Here is a 17,042-nt window from a genome sequence, read left to right as displayed (position 1 = left end):
AAAATAAAATTATTGGCATTTTATAAAGTCCTCTACTTTTGTAGCGGACTTTTTTTATGCGTTATGAAAAAATCAACATTAATTTTACTTGTTTTAGTTTTAGGCATATATGCAAATGCCCAGCAAACAAGGTTTGAAAAATCAAATGGTAAAGAAACCGCAACCTATTTTGAAGCCGTTGAATGGTACAAAACCCTCGACGGCAAATTTTCGGAAATATCTGTAAAAGAAATGGGCCTTTCCGATGCCGGTTATCCATTGCACCTGGTAACCTTAAGTAAGGACAAATCTTTTGATCCTTTACAATGGAAAGAAAAAAATAAAGTGGTATTATTTATCTTAAACGGCATTCATCCCGGGGAGCCCGATGGTATTGATGCCAGCATGATGATGGCGAGGGATTTGCTGCAAAAAAAAGTTAACTGGCCAGGTAATATAGTAATTGCCATTGTACCGGTTTACAATATTGGCGGTGCCTTAAACCGCAGTGGAACCAGCAGGGTTAACCAAAATGGCCCGTCAGAATATGGCTTTAGGGGAAATGCACAAAACCTGGACTTAAACAGGGATTTTACAAAATGCGACAGCCGCAATGCCCGGTCTTTTGCTGCTATATTTCAATACCTGCAACCCGATGTTTTTTTAGATACGCATGTAAGCGATGGCGCCGACTATCAACATACCATTACTTTAATTACCACGCAATACAACAAACTCGGTGGCCAGCTTGGAGAGTGGCTGAAAAATGATTTTGAACCACAGGTGTACAGCGGTATGAAAGAAAAAAAATGGGACTTAATACCTTATGTAGATTTTGCAAATATCAATGCCAAAAAAGGGATTGTAATGTTTAACGAAACACCCAGGTATTCATCCGGCTATGCCGCTATGTTTAATACGCTGGCTTTTATTTCGGAAACACACATGCTTAAACCTTATGCCCAAAGGGTGCAATCTACTTACGACTTAATAAATGTGCTGATACAAAAAACCGCCTTAAATGCAGATACCCTTTTGGCAAAAAAGAAACTGGCCAATGCATTAACAATACAACAAAAAAACTTTGCTTTAAAATGGGTGATAGATACTGCAAAATATGATAACCTTATTTTTAAAGGCTATGAAAGCGACAGCGCTATAAGCGAAGCAACCGGATTAAAAAAAATGTTGTATAACCGCCAAAAACCTTTTACCAAAAACATCAACTATTTCAATACCTATAAGCCGGTTAATTTTATTACAAAACCTACCGCCTATATTATTGCGCAAGGCTGGTATGAAGTAATTGATTTGCTAAAAATAAACGGGGTGCACATGCAGCAATTACCCAATGACACTTCCCTACAGGTTACTGCTTACCATATAGATGATTACTCATCGTATAACTGGCCTTACGAAAAGCACCATAAAAATACCGGAGTAATAACTTCTAAAATGCTGCAAAAAATTAAATTTTTAAAAGGCGATTATCTCATTTATCTTAACCAGAAGGCAAACAGGTTTTTGGTAGAAATGCTGGAACCAACAGGAGAAGACAGTTATTTTAGCTGGAATTTTTTTGATGCCATTCTTCAGCAAAAAGAAGGCTATAGTGATTACCGCTGGGAAGAAATTGCAACTGAAATCCTCAGAAATGACACATTACTTCAAAAAAAACTATCTGAAAAGAAAAGCGCCGACCCAAAATTTGCCGCCAACGCCAGCGCCATCCTGGATTATATTTACAAACATTCGCCATATTACGAACCGGCGCACCTGCGTTACCCTGTTTACCGGCTTGAGTAAGAAGATCTAAAGATTTTCGGACGTTTAATTCGCTATTTCACTATCAGCTTAACATCTGCTTTAACTTCTTCGTTTATGCTCAGCCGTAAAAAATAAGCGCCTTGTGCCAAATGTTTTTTAATGCTTAGTTTTTTAATACAATTTTCTTCGGTAATAATAATTACATCACTCAAAATTAATTTGCCATCGGCTGCTTTAAGTTCTGCTTTATATTTTCCAACTGGCTGGTTTTGAAATTTAATAAAAATATTTCTTTCCACCACAGGATTGGGATAAACCGTAATGCTGCTGATCATTGCCTTTGGAAGCACTTTTACAATTTTACTGTAAATGGCCGACCCATCTGCATTATACGCCTTAATTCGGTAATAGTTGATGCCGGCAAGTGGCAATTCATCTTTTTGCAAATAAGTAGCTCTTGCTCCAGTATTTAATGGTTGTTGGTTGTAAATTGCATTAAACTGAAGGCCATCGCTGCTTCGCTCCACTTCGTATTTTGAAAGTATCATTTCATTTTCAGTAACCCAGTTTATTTCTATGCCATTGACATTATTCCAGTTTGCTGCTACATCAATAAATGTAAGCGGAACTACCGTTGCCTGTTTAAATACAATCATAAACCTGTCAGTTGCATAGGAGCCGGCAATATTTTCAATATTAAAATTAAACTGGCTGCCGGTTTCTAAATTAATGGGTAGTTGGGTTTGTAAAAACTTATCTACCATCCATGCACTTAAACCTGCTGAGTTCATATTTTCTACCTTTATGTTGAAGCGGTAATTCCTCACTTTCATATTAGCCATGTTAAGGTAAATTGTATCAGCCTCTATAATGCCCGCATGTCTTTCAAGCATTAGCTCATCTATTGCTTTTTTAATAGATAAATTTTCCCCGGTATTTTTAAATTTAATGGCATCTTCTCCATCCACATTATTACTGTAGTTTTCTCCAAAATCAACCATTACAGCATCGAGTATATATGGTTCTGCATTATCGTCAAATGTTTCCAGGAAGTTCATAAGTTTTGCCCCTTCACCCATTGTTCCCATCCTAAATACAGAACGGCTGCCATTGGTTTTAGAAGCTTCATTAAAGGATATGGACGAAGTGCCGGCAGCATTTGTTTTAAGATAGAAGGCTGCGCCGCTTTCAATATTATTATCTATGTTATTTGCAGGGCCATAACTTCCGGTTCCCGGAAAAACAGTATAGTTACCATTGCTTGGCCCGCTTGTTTGCAAAGTAAATAATTGAAATGCGCCCACTCCATTATTGCCTCCATTTACCGGGTTTGTAAGCTTAGGGTCCCACACATAATACATGGCAGATAAATTGGTTCGGCTAATATTCCGCATATCAATTGCTGAGGCATAGGGGTTGCCAGCTGCAACAAATTTATTAATGGCAAGTGCAGGAAAATTGATGGTTTGTAACCCGGTTTTCAACTGCCCACGGGTACGTAACCTTGTAGATGTTGGCGGTATTGCTGTACCCATTCCCACACTCCTGTCGCCTCTTATAAATTTCATATAACCGGTTGCAGTAGCAATTGCATCGCTGGTTTGTGCCACAGGGATATAGGTTTGGCTGGCATCGTTGCTCCAGTATTTCATATCGTGCCCGTTAAGTGTGGCAAAATCAAAACCAAGCGTTGTGGGATTAGCAAAATAAGAGCCAACCATTGTTCCAAAACCTGCAGGGCCGCCATTTATGCCGGGGTTTTGATTTTCCTGCCAGGCTTGCTTTATAGTTTGGGTTTGAATGGTAGGGATGCTTAAAAAGCGCCATTTGCGTGCCGAATAAATATAACGTTCTACATTAAACCTGCCAGCGCCGTAAGCAATAGATGCATTAGCGCCAATTGCTGAAACGCTTGCAGTGCCCGTTGCAACAGATTGTAAGGTAACATCAAAACTACTCAGGTTAAAAACCCCTCTTGTAAGTTTTAATTCTCCGGCAATGGTTATTGCTTTGGTTAATTGTGCAGTAGTGGCAGCAGTATTGGTATTTATTTCCAGTATGTTCATAGGTGGCACATTGCCAGGCCCGGGAAAACCTTGTGTTGCTGAACCTGTCATTGCCAGTGTACCATTATTTGTTAAAGTACCGGCATTATTTATATTACCATAAACCCTCAAACGGCCACCTGAATTAATGGTTACATTGGCAGCGTTTTGTATAATGATACTTCTTACAACAGGTGTAGCAGTAGTTATGATTGGGTAGTTAGCAACACCATTGGGAATGGTAACATCAGTAGTGTTGGTTGGTACACCCGGGCACCAGTTTGCAGTATTAAGCCAATTGTTATCTACACCCAGCCAGGTATTACTTGGGCTAATGGTTGCGGTAACCATTGTTCTTGTTCCTTCGCAAAAATTATTTGCAGTGATAATAAATTTTGGCCTTGTACTTGAATTAATAGAGTTGGTTGTAAGAGCACAAATAGTTGCAGACGTATAATTATCGTAATATTCGGTTCTGTATGCAGAATAACCGCTAACATTATCATAACGTACCGTTGTACTTGAAGTACCGCCGGTATTATTGTTTCCCCAGCAAAATTGAATTAGCAAATTAGATGTTCCATCCCATGAAAATCCTGTAGCAGCAAAATTATTAATACCTGCCACAGGCGTATAATTTATTGGCCCGTAAACCTGTGTTGTTCCAGCTTCCATAGCACCCGTAAGTGTGGTGGTAGCTGTATTTTTTAAACTTATGGCAAGGCCATTATAAGTATTGGCAGCAGTAACAACATCCAGCGCTAAAGTGGTAATTTGCCCTGCTGTTAACCCTGCAGCAATAAGCTCGCTTGCGGGTATTAAATATTGTATTTTTCTGGCGCCAAAATAATACCTGAATGGATTTACATTATTGGAATGGTCGGCGGTTAAAGCGCCTGCGCCAATTGTTTTGGTATTTACAGACCCATCTGCAGCAGCAACCCAGTAATTAGTAGTGCTGCTAATAATTGGCGTTGTATAACTTGCCCCGGAAAATAATAAAGTTCCACCAGAGGAAACATTATACCAGTTTAAAGCATTACCCGAACCAGTAGCGCTAAGCACAACTGTGCCTGAACCACAACGGCTACCTGGCGTTGTGGAAGTAAGGTTTGGGTTGTTGTAAGATACATTTACATTAGCGGAATTAATACAGCCCGAAGTGGTATTGGTTACGGTTATTGTATAATTAGTAGTGGCATTTACTGCTGTTGCAAGTGGATTACTTATGCTGGTATTATTTAAAAAAGTTGCGGGTGACCAACTGTAAGTATAATTAGATGTTGTGAAACTCCATCCTTCGGGAGTGGTAGCATTCCAGCCGGTATTATTATGGCCTGGAGGAGTTACTGCCAAAGTTCCTGTATTATTTTCTATACCCAGTGTTTTAGAATAATTATTGCCTAAATCATCGGTCATTACATGCACTTCAATATGGTTGTCGTTTTCATACAACCTTATTTGCCCGGTAACTGTACTTGCTGATAGACCTAAAAATCTTAAAGTAGTAAATGCAACTACCATTACCCTGTTTGGTGAAGCGCCGTTTACAAACCAACTCATATTTGCACCGGGATGGTCGTCAGGGTCAAGCACCAAATCATCCCATGCAAGCGCAATAATATTATTTGGGTCAGTAGCATCCGGCAAAGTTTGCGGGGTAAGGGAACTACCTGTAGAATTTTGTAGTTGAATAAAACCATTAGTGCACGCAAACAATTGTGTGATGCTTTGGCCATAATAATTAAATGTAAAAGGCAGAGGTATTGCCGGAGACACACCATCATCTGTATAACTATTGTAAATAACCGTTGGTGAGCCCGAAGGAGTTAACAAATTATGTGTAATTGGCGATACAGAATAACTACTGCCACCATCTGCAAGGGCATTTAATTGTGCATTTCCTGAGCCACAAATTGTAGCAGGAGTAGCTGATGAAGTAATTTGAACATTGGGCTTAATGTTCACATTGGCGGTAGCATTTACCGGGCAACCATTACTGGAATAATTATAGGAAACGGTATAATTACCAGAAGTGCTGGAAGATGGCGTAACTAAACCGGTAGTAGCATTGAGCGTAAGCCCCGAAGGTGTAGCGGTATAATTACCACCTGCTGGCCCGCTAAAAGTAACATTTGCCGGGGAATGATTAGGACAAAAATTTGGGCCTGAAGTATAATTAATAGATGCGGGCGAAACAACGGTTAATGTTATGGGCTTAGTTGAACCTGATCCAGTACCACATGCATTTACAGGAGTAACGGTTATAGTGCCATTGGTTGCATTTGATGCATACGTAAAAATATTGCTTGGTGAAGATGTAGTAGCAGAGAAAGTTGCGCCTGTACCCGAATAGGTCCAGGTGTAATAAGCTGCACCAGAAACAGCCGGAATTGTATAGGTTTGATTGGAATTTGGGCATACTGGGCTGCTGCCGCTTATTGCTCCTGCATTTCCCGGGCCAGTAACACATTGATACCAGGTAAAAGTTAAACCGGAAGAAGGCGCAAGTGTATTATTTAAAACAATGTGCTGGTTGTTTGCTGTTGCTGCAATATTGCCTGGCCAGCCTGTGGAGGATTGTCTTGCATTAAAATCGGCGCTGGTTGCGCCCCTGAGACCTACCTGTAAATTTAAATTGGTTGCAGAAGAAGAAGCACAATCACCAAACCTCACCTGGAGGCTGTTGCTAGTTTCATTCAAAATCATTTGAAAGCTAAAATTATCAGTATTTTCATATCCAATTCCAAACCTCCTTATTTGCGTCCATTGTATTACCAATTGCCTGTTGGGTGAGGTTCCAATGGTTTTAAAGTAAATACTTGACTTCGGAGATAAAGTTGCATTATTGGCATTTGCCGTTGCATTTGCACTCATCGTTATGGTTCCTGTTGAGGTATTAAAAGCTCTTACTACCGCTCCATTGGGAATATTTGCATGTTCTATACGGGTACCAATTCTTATATCATCAAACTCTGCCCCGGCAATATTTGTGATAATAGGGCTGCCGCTGGAAAGGTTACCCACAATATCTGTAAATATACGGTGGTGCAAATCACCATTAAAGCCTGAAAAACCATTATTATTGGCAGTACCATATAAATACACGCCGGTTTGGTCTCCTATGCTAACCCATGAGCCTCCAGCAAAATTACCGGTCATGGTTCCGGGATTAAAAGCTATCCAGGCATCGGTATCAATGCCTACAGGTGTGCCCGTTGGATGTAAAGTACCATTGTAAATAAACGGAAACGGCAAAGTTATTGCAGTTGCATTCTGCAAATCATCCCATGTAGAAACAAAAATATCTGCAGGTGTAGTGCCTGCATTTGCTACAATAGGTACATAGCTGTCGTTGGATTGTGCAAAAAGATAACTGGAAACCTGTGCATTGGCTGAATAAATGTTTAAAGCCAATAAAGTAATCACAATAAGGCGTAAATTTTTCCCCATACATGAAAGCGTTTAAAATATTGAACAACAAATTAATAATGCTTGTTTGCAGGGGAACGGAATAAACAATAATACAATTAAAATGGAAAATAGCAATCTAATTTTATCAAATTATTTTTTTACAAAAACACTACTAAAATGACGACAAAATTTGCAGAAAAGTTATCTTACCTGTGGTTTTCTTAAAAATTTAATTGCGCCAAATAAAAAAAGGGCAATCCTGCCCTTTATTATTCATGTAAAGTTAGGGACAGTTTTATTCAACAAAAATATTTTGTTGAGCTATTTGAGTTCCCGCTTCATCTAAAACAGTAACCGTATAATTTCCTGAAGCTATTTTATGGAGTGGCATCATTTTAATGGTATTACCGGTTACATTTAATACCTCGGCAACCAGCAATTGCCCGGTTGCATTTAATACCTGTACCCTGTATTTACCCTGTAGTACATTTTCAAAATGTAATTGCATTTCTTTATGCTTTACCGGGTTTGGATACACGGCTATAACGGGAAATTGGCCTTCGGCAACCACTTTTACAATGGGGCTATATTTCACCGAGCCATCTAAGTCAAATGCTTTAATACGATAGTAATTTACCGCAGCAAAAGGGCTTAAATCGGTTTTTGCATATTGCGATGCATTGTTTGCATCCGATGTGAGGATTCCTGTAAATATAATCCCATCCGGGCTTCTTTCTACTTCGTATTTTGTAATGTTTATTTCATTGGCTACTTTCCAGTTTACGGCAATTGTACGGTCTGCATTTCTTTTGGCATTAACTTGTATAAATGTTACCGGCAGGGTTACTGCCTGTTTAAAAATAATCATAAACCTGTTAGGTGAAGAAGCACCCTGGGCAGTTGTTACAGCAAAATTGTAAAGGGTTTCGCCATCCATTTCAATTGGCAATTGTACCTGGGTAAAATTATCTATTAACCATGGCTGTAAGCCGTTTTGCATATTTTGCATATCCAATACAAAACGATAATTGCGTGCCCTTGGCCTCACAAAATTGAGCTTTATAGTATCTTCCGCAATTACCGGTGCGTGTCTTTCAACACTAATGTTCCTTGAAGGCTTTTGAATAGCCAGGTTTTCTCCTGTATTGGAGATATTAGCGCCATCATCTGCATTTACATCGTTGCTGTATATGTCGCCAAATTCTACCATTACGCCATCCAGTTTGCTTACCACATTTCCTTCATCGGTTTCCAATATTACCTTTAATATTTTCCTGTCGTCGGTAAGGTTTCCATTACGGTTTACTTCACGGCTGCCTGTAGTTTTGGCATATTCCGTAAAGTTTACAGAACCATTTCCTGTACCGGCAGACTGTACATAAAATGCAGCGCCAGATTCCACCCTTGGATCGGTTAAACCAATATAGCTCCCACCTCCGGGTATTATGGTAAAGGAAGATCCGGTAACGGTTATTTTTTGAAAAGCACCCAGGCCATAAGAGCCTCCAAGCTTGGGATCCCACACATAATATACATCCGACACATTTACTTTACCAATTTGCCTTAAGTCTATAGCCGATGCATAAGGGTTGCCTACCGATACAAAATTGTTCATAGGCACACTTGAAAAACTAACCGACTGGTTTTTGGATTTAAGCGGGCCTTTTGTTCTTAAAACCGTAGTGGTACTTGTGGGAGCAGAAACTGTGGATGTACGGTCTCCCCTTATAAATATCATATATCCTTTACTATTGTTGATATTCGTAACATTGGTGGTCGGCTGAGGAATATATTGTTGTGTTGCTTCGTTCCAATACTTCATGCTGTGCCCGCCTGGAGAAAACGCATCAAAACCTAAAGTTGTAGGGTTGCTGAAATAACTGCTTATTTGTGTGCCAAATCCCGGTACCGGGTTTGAAGCTTCTGTGGCTGCAGCTTCCTGCCATGCATCTTTAACTGATTGTGTGGTATTGGTTGGTACCGCTAAAAATCTCCATTTTCTTCCTGATGGAATATACCTTTCCACGGTAACATCGCCCAATACCTGGTTGTTATCAAATATGCGCCCCATACTTGCTGTAACGGCTGCACTTGATTTTAAAGTAAGGTTACCATTTGTTTGCAGGGTTTTATTATTTACCAGGCCAATATCTACAAGGCTGGTAACATTAAGCATATTACCTGCACCAGCCGTGATGTTTACATTATTTTCAAATTTTAATGTTTTAATAGTATTGTTTAAAAACATACTGCCGCTAACAAGTTGAGTTGAAATACCATTGAGGTTAATACCGCCATGGGTTACATCAAAACTACCTGCATTGGTAATTGCACCAGCTATGGGCAGCATAGCATCATTTGAAATTACAACGGAAGCGCCAGTTTTAATATCTAAATTTACAATAAGGTTGGGTGTGCCGGAATTTAATACCGGGTAAAAATAACCTGTTGGTATTACCGGAATCACTACAGAAGGACATAATGAATTATTTGCTCCAGCGCCATCGCTCCAGTTTAAAGGATCGTTCCAATCGCTGCTGTATTTTCCTTCCCACATATTATGGATGCCCACTTTACCGCCAGTAGAAGATAATTCTGTACATACACCGCTTTGCACAACCGCCCTGAAAATGGTGGTTTGAGAAATACCGGAGAAACCTTGCGTATTGGTTGTATTGCTTATGGTATCCCAGGTTACACCATCATCGGTTGATGACTCCCATCTTTTTACCGAGCCTGTAATACCGGTAATGGTATAGCTTCCGCTACCTCCATTACAAATTACTTTATTGGCCAGGTTGCCTGCAACGGTTACAGGGTAAATTGTTATTTGCCCGTTTTCGGATTTTTGAACACAGGTACCTGTAGTGGTTACAGTAAAGTTAAAGCTCCCGGTTTGTAAAGCAATACCCGAAATGGTTAATGTTCCATTACTATAATTACCAGTAATACCTGTAGGCAGGCCGGATACATTGGCTGATATTGCACCACCACCTACTGCATAAGTTACAGGACTTAAAAAAGTATTATAACAAATTTCCTGGTTATTGCTACCGGAATTGAGTGAAAGCGTGGCATCGGGTTTCACATCTATTACTCCTACTGCAGAATCGGGGTTACAACTTCCCTGCGTTTTAATTTTATAATTATAAATTCCGGGTACTGTAGGGCTACCATTAATAGTAAGCGTAATACCGTTAAATGAAGTGGTTACACCGGGGGGTAAGCCCGTAATTAATGGTCCGGTTCCACCGGTACCTACCTGGTAAGAAATTTCATCAATTGGCGTGTTTACACATTTATTTTGAACATCGCTATTAACCACTTGCGGCCCTTTAATAAATGTGGATAATGTACCAAAAGAAATATCATCTAAACCAAAATCATTTCCTCCCAGTGCTGGATTTAAATTAATTATCCTGATAACTGCCGTTGTTGCCGAACCGGAGTTCCAGGTTGGGTTACTGTAAAACCTTATCCAGTTATTAATGTTTACCTGTCCGGCATTTGTAGGCTTAGGTGCAAGATTTAAATCAGCCACTACCCCAGTTTGAACCCCATTTACTTCAAAGCGAAGTTTTGCAGGCAAGGCAGGATTGAGGTTCATTCCCCAGGCGCTAAAATAATAATCGGTATTGGGTTTTACGGTAACGGTTTGTTCCCAAATTACAGCTGTTGAAGATCCCGGATATCCATTAATAATCATAAAATTGCCGGTTTGAGCATTGGTAGAATGTTCTTTACCCCAAAATAAATTATGGTAATCATGTGCATTTACATCAATTGCATAATACCCTTCGGGATATAAACTCGTAGGTGTTCCGGGAGGAGGTACATAAGTATAGTCGGTATAAAAACCGGTATTGCCTGCGGTAAAATCGCCATTCACTACTAATTCCTGTGCTACACTAAGTGAAGAAGTTGATTGGCAACCTTGAGGCGTGGTAACCGTTACAAAATAATCATCTGCTTCATCTACATCAATAAAACTAGTTGTTGCTCCGGTACTCCACAAAAAAGTACCCGAAGGTGATGCAGTAGCGCTAACTCTTACCTTGCCGGGTACAAGGCAATAATCTGCATTCATGCTAATTACAGGCTTGGGATTTACAGTAAGGTTAAAATTTGATGCACGTGTACAGCCATATCCATCTGTAGTTGTAGCCGTATAAATTTTATTGCCTGCTGTAGAAGGTTTCACATAAACTGTTGCAATTGCTGATCCGGTATAAGCAACCGTTGCTGCAGCATCTGTATATAAATCTGTTTGCGGACTCCAGGTTACTGGTGCAGGTGCAATAGTGTGATAATAAATGATAAGGTTCCAGTTGTTTAACGTACCACCCTGAAATAGCCTTGCGTCTCTTACGCTAAATGTCCAGTTGCCATTGGCTGTAGCATATAAACCATTAAATACTGCAACATTAGAATTGTTGCCTGTTGCTCCTACCCCTAAAGCAGCATCGGCAGAGTAAGTACTGGTAAATGGCGATGCACCGGCATTTACAGGATTTAAAGATTCGCTGCTTATAATTGTACTGGTAAAATTATCGCCATTTCCTCCTCTGCGGTTTACTAAATTTAAAACATTGTTGTTGGGTGCTTTAATATTAATAATGATATCACCATCTCTTGAATGAGTTATATTAAAACCAACGTGTACACTATCAATTATAGCTCCGGCAGGAATGCCTGATATTGCTATATTTGAAGTTCTTCCCCCTGCATTAAAATCAGGTATACCCTGGTTAATATTGCCCGATGATGCGGTTGCAGAGCCTGATGTGGTTACCGTGGTAGAACTTACAGGGAGTATTGAACCCTGGCACATCGTTTGGCTGGCCGGGTTAATTACCGGCACTGTAGGTAAAGGATGAATATACATTGTTTTAACAACAAATGCATTACCACATGGGCTGTTTCCAATTGCGGTTAAAGTAATAGAAACACTACCGGCAGATTGTTCTGCAGCTGTTGGTGAATAGGTTGCTGTAGTAAGTGATGTAGCATTGGACCATGTACCGGCGCCTCCACTCCACATTACAGAAGAATAATTACTTGCAGATGAACCGGCTGTTATATTTACATTTGATAAACCGGCACAAGCGTGTATATCAATTCCTGCTACCGCTGTTGCAGCTCCTGTTATAGAAACAGTTATTGTACTTTGTACCGATGCACATGGGCTATTGCCATTAATGATTAATGTAAGGATAATACCGCCTGAAGCTATGTCTGCAACACTTGGCGTATAAGTAGCTCCGTTTAATGAACTTGCATTGGTAATTGTACCTGCACTTCCATTACTTGTCCATAATACACTACTATAATTTAAAGCAGATGCGCTTGCACCAATTGTTACATTGCTGGCATCTGAGCAAATTTGCATATTACTTCCTGCGCTTGCAGATGGCGCCTGTATAATTGAAACGCTTGTGGTTGTTATAAAGCCTGCACAATTTCCTGCAGGTAATATCTCATAAGTTACCGTATAATTTCCGGGCGTGCTTGCAGATGGATCAATTTGACCTGTTGATGCATTGATAATTAAACCTGTAGTTGAAGAAAAGGTTCCGCCAGAAGTACCGGAAATAGTTACATTTTGTAAAGAGGCATTTGAACAGAAACTTCCGGATGAAGGATAAGAAATAGTAGTAGCAGGATTTACTGCCTGTGTTATGGTTACCTGCGTAGTTGTTGTATATAATGAACATCCTCCGGCAGGAGCAACACTATAAGTTACGGTATAAGTTCCAGCGGTACTGCTACCCGGAGTAATTAATCCACTTGAAGCGTTAATACCCAAACCAGCCGGGCTGCTGCTGTAAGAGCCGCCGCCAGTACCCGTTTGGTTTACAGAAACAGGAGTTGATGTTGTACAAAAAGGGCTTCCGGCATAAGCAATAGATGCATTAGGTTGGGCGGTTACTGTAACAGTTGCTGTTCCGGGTTGTACGTTTGAACATCCTGTATTATCAGATACCGATTCAAGGTTATAATTATAAATACCCGGTGTACCAGTTGGCACAAAATAGCTAACCGAACTTGACCATATTGATGTACTGATGGTTTGGCTGGCGCCTCCATCAATATTAAAAGTAAAAGTATAGGGCACAGTGCCACCGCTTCCGGTAAAGGTTACTACAATTCCACTTGCATTTTGACAAACTGCTGCCGTTCCTGAAATTGTTGCAGCCGGTAATGGATGCACAATAACATTTTTTATTGTAGGGTTTGCACTGCGGCAACCGGTGCCTGCATCTGCATAATTAATACTTACGCTTTGTGTGCCAATAGTGTTCCAGGTTATAGTAATGGTATTATCGGTAGCAGTACCGCCGCCGGTAACAATACCACCGGTAACCGTCCAATCATAATCAATTTTTCCTGCATCGGTTGTATATATATTATTAGTGCTGTTTAAACAAACAGGCGAAGGCCCGCTTAATGAAGGTGCTGGCGTACTTGGTGCATTGGTTATTGTTGCAGATGTAGTTGCAGTACAACCATTAGCATTGGTATAATTTACAAAGATGGTTCGTGTTCCGGTTAAATTCCAGGTTACGGTAACGTTATCATCGGTAGATGTTCCGCCTGCGGTAATTACACCGCCAACTATAGTCCATACATAATTTGCCTGCCCGCTTTCTGTGGTATAAACATTGTTTGTAGACCCCGGGCAAATTGGATTGGGTCCGTTAAGGGTAATAAGAGGCAATGCATTTACAGTAACTATTGTATTTACACTGCTTGAACAATTATTGGCATTGGTATATGTATAGTTAATGTTAACCATTCCAGCCGAAACTCCGGTTACTTCCCCATTTGCAGGATTTACAGTAGCAATTGTGGTATTTGAACTGCTCCATACACCACCTGCCTGTGCATTATCCAAATCTGTTATTGCATTTACGCAAACGTTCATTGTGCCAGTTATAGAAGAAAGGGTTGGCAAAGGGTTTACGTTAAAATTAACCGGGCCTAAGGAAGCGATACAGCCAGCCGAAGTAGTAACTACTACAGATACCTGGCCTCCGGTTGTAAGTGCAGGAGGCCATACATTTGACGGGCCATTGGATACTTCAATGGAGCCATAAAAAAACTGGTAATTACTATATCCTGAAGGTGCAGTAAAATTTATTCCATCACCGGAGCATATAATTCCATCATTTGCTGTAATGCCCGAATTTTCTGTGATGGTAATTACACCTGTGGGTAATGCATTTACGGTAAAATTATAAGTAACAATTGTTTCGCAACCATTTGTTGTAAAACTATAGCTAATAACCGTTGTACCTCCAGAAATACCCGAAACCAAACCCGAAGGATTAATTGTTGCCACTGTAGGATTACTGCTGCTCCAGTTTCCACCAGATGTTGCATTGGCCAATGTTACAGAGCTGCCTTCACAAACCTGTACCGGCCCTGTTATTGAGGCTACTACCGGATAATTATAAACTACAATAAGTACTGCATCAAAAATTGTTGTACAACCATTTACGCTGGTTACTTCCACTACTACCGAATGTGGGCCTGTTGTTAAAGCAGTAGTACTATAAATATTTGATGCGCCCGCTTGTTCTATATTGCCATCTACTTTAAATACAAAATTGTTATTTCCGCTTTGTGGTGCCGTAAAAGTAATATTTGATCCTATGCATATTGAGCCATCATTTGCAGTGCCCGAATTTTCTGAAAAAGCCAATGTTCCTGCAGGATAAGGATATACCGTAATGGTTTCAACTGCTGAAACTGCTGTACAACCATTTTTAGTTACTTCAACGGTAGCCTGGTCGCCATTGTTTAAAGTTGTGCTGCTATAAATATTTGATGTGCCAGATTGCATTGGCATTCCATTTACTTTAAATACAAATGTAGCGCCTGCATTTGCCGTTGCCTGAAAGGTTACATTGGCGCCAACGCAAATAGCATTGTCATTTATTATGCCTGAGCCTTCGGTAACATTCATCAAAGCAGATGGAATGGGATTTACGGTAACCGTAATACTGTTTGCAGTAATTACACAAGAGTTGCTGTTGGTTACTTCTACCGATACCACTACGCCATTGTTTAATGCCGTGGTATTAAAAGTATTTGATAAACCAGATTGTACGGTAATGCCATTTAGCTTAAATGCATAGTTCGTATAACCTGCAGTTGCAGTAAAGCTTACATTATCTCCCTGGCAAATAATATTATCGTCATATGCAATGCCAGATGTTTCCGTTGCTGTAAGCGAAGCAACAGGTAGTGCTACAATATTAACAGCCTTATTATTAACCAATGTACATCTGCCATTTATAACTTCATAATTTACTGTAACGGTTCCCGGGCTAATTCCATTTAATATACCCGAAGTATTTATTGAAGCCTGGCCTGTACCATTGGTTACCGACCATGTTCCCGTTGCATTGGAATTAGTAAATGCAGGGCTATTGCTCCCTACACAAACATTTGTGGCTCCACCCAAAATAGGCCCTATTAAAGGCAAAGCATCAATAGTATAAGATGCAGCGCTGCTCACTGCACCCAATGGCGTTTGCACTACCACTGTACCCGATAATGCAGTAGCGCTATTGGCAACAATTTGGGTGCTGGAATTGCTTACAATATTTACTGCCGTTCCACCAACGGTTACCAAAAATGCATTATCCAGGTTTGTACCGTTAATGGTGAAATCTGTATTTACACATACACTTGTTACCGGTGAGAAAGCTGTAATTGCAGGGCTGGATGAATGGTTCACAACTATACCCACAGTTGTTAACGGGTCTGTTGCCTGGGATTTTCGCACCCTCACCCAATCTACTGTTATGGAAGTATTGTTTGCTTCTGTAACCCTGAAATGTATATATCGTATGGTAGCTGCAACAGTAGTATTCCTATTCACAGCATCTAATGCGGTATAACCTGGCCAATTGTATGTAAAATAATTATAAGTGGAACCATCGGTAATTAACCAACGGGTTAAATAATCATTATTTTGGGTAAGCAAATTTGTTCCCGAAAAACCATTCCAAAAAACTTCTGAAACAGTATTTGCAGCTGCAGGATTTTTGAAATATCCATAATCAAATCCTGTAGGAGAAAAACCCATGTTTGCTGCAGCGGCATATATCCTGTTACGATGATAGGCAGATTCTCTGTGTTTGGTTTCTAAAAAAAACGATGTGGAAGCTGTAGTAAAAGGGCTTGTGTTGCTTATCCCGTTTGCACCGGCATTGCTGGTATTGCTCATGGTTACAGTACCTGTTCCTGCTGTGTTTTGCGTTACAGAACCATTAGTGGACGCCACTGTCCACCTGCCTGAAATATCTGTTTTAAAATCTTCAAAATAATCGAATGTATTATCCGCATTACTAACAGCCGTTGCTATAGCATTTCCATAATACATATAAATTGTTGTGGAAGGATTAGCAACTTTTACCCAAATAATGGATGTACCGGCATTACTAAAAGTTTCTATCCAGTATGCACAAGGAGTATAAGAAGCATCATAAAAACGAATATCATTGCCAGCACTATTCATATCAGTATATGGGTTTCCCATAATAGCCGTAGTAATGGTAACTTTTACCTGGTAATTTGCAACGGTTGTTGCCGGAGTTAAAGTGATTGGCCTGGATCTCGTCCAGGTTTGTGCAGAGGCACTATTAAGTAGCATGAATAATGCAGCAATAAAGTAAAAGCAAGCAATAAAAAATATATTTACTGGGCCACGGCCATTTTCTCTTTTGGAGTTGAAGGGTAATTTGCCCACAAATGCGTAAAACTTTTCCATGTTTCAATATTTCTTTTAAGTAAAAACTGCCGGCTTTAACAAAGTAACATGGATAA

3 protein-coding genes are annotated in these 17,042 nt (G+C 40.0%); 1 reads left to right on the top strand and 2 read right to left on the bottom strand.

Going from position 1 to position 17,042, the window contains the following annotated elements:
- Positions 1–63: 63 nt before the first annotated feature.
- Entirely contained in the window at positions 64–1,785 is a 1,722-nt protein-coding gene (locus IPO46_10835) for a M14 family metallopeptidase (GenBank protein ID QQS62576.1), read from the top strand.
- Between the two features lie 32 nt (positions 1,786–1,817).
- On the opposite strand, the gene IPO46_10830 is transcribed toward IPO46_10835, so the two are convergent.
- Positions 1,818–7,244: a T9SS type A sorting domain-containing protein gene (locus IPO46_10830; protein QQS62575.1), complete on the bottom strand. Its 5,427-nt coding sequence runs from the start codon at positions 7,242–7,244 to the stop codon at positions 1,818–1,820.
- A 256-nt stretch (positions 7,245–7,500) separates the two neighbouring features.
- Positions 7,501–16,986 carry a DUF2341 domain-containing protein gene (locus IPO46_10825; GenBank protein QQS62574.1) on the bottom strand — a complete coding sequence of 3,162 codons (9,486 nt, stop codon included), beginning with the start codon at positions 16,984–16,986 and terminating at the stop codon, positions 7,501–7,503.
- Between the last annotated feature and the right edge of the window lie 56 nt (positions 16,987–17,042).

It is taken from the genome of Chitinophagaceae bacterium, from assembly GCA_016699815.1.
Lineage (GTDB): Bacteria > Bacteroidota > Bacteroidia > Chitinophagales > Chitinophagaceae > Ferruginibacter.
Note: the sequence above shows the minus strand (reverse complement) of the source record. Positions and strands in the feature narration are given on the sequence as shown.

What these genes read in the sequence shown, in the direction of transcription:
- IPO46_10825 (QQS62574.1), bottom strand. Translation starts at nt 16,986, where the DNA reads ATGGAAAAGTTTTACGCATTTGTGGGCAAATTACCCTTCAACTCCAAA.
- IPO46_10835 (QQS62576.1), top strand. Translation starts at nt 64, where the DNA reads ATGAAAAAATCAACATTAATTTTACTTGTTTTAGTTTTAGGCATATAT.
- IPO46_10830 (QQS62575.1), bottom strand. Translation starts at nt 7,244, where the DNA reads ATGGGGAAAAATTTACGCCTTATTGTGATTACTTTATTGGCTTTAAAC.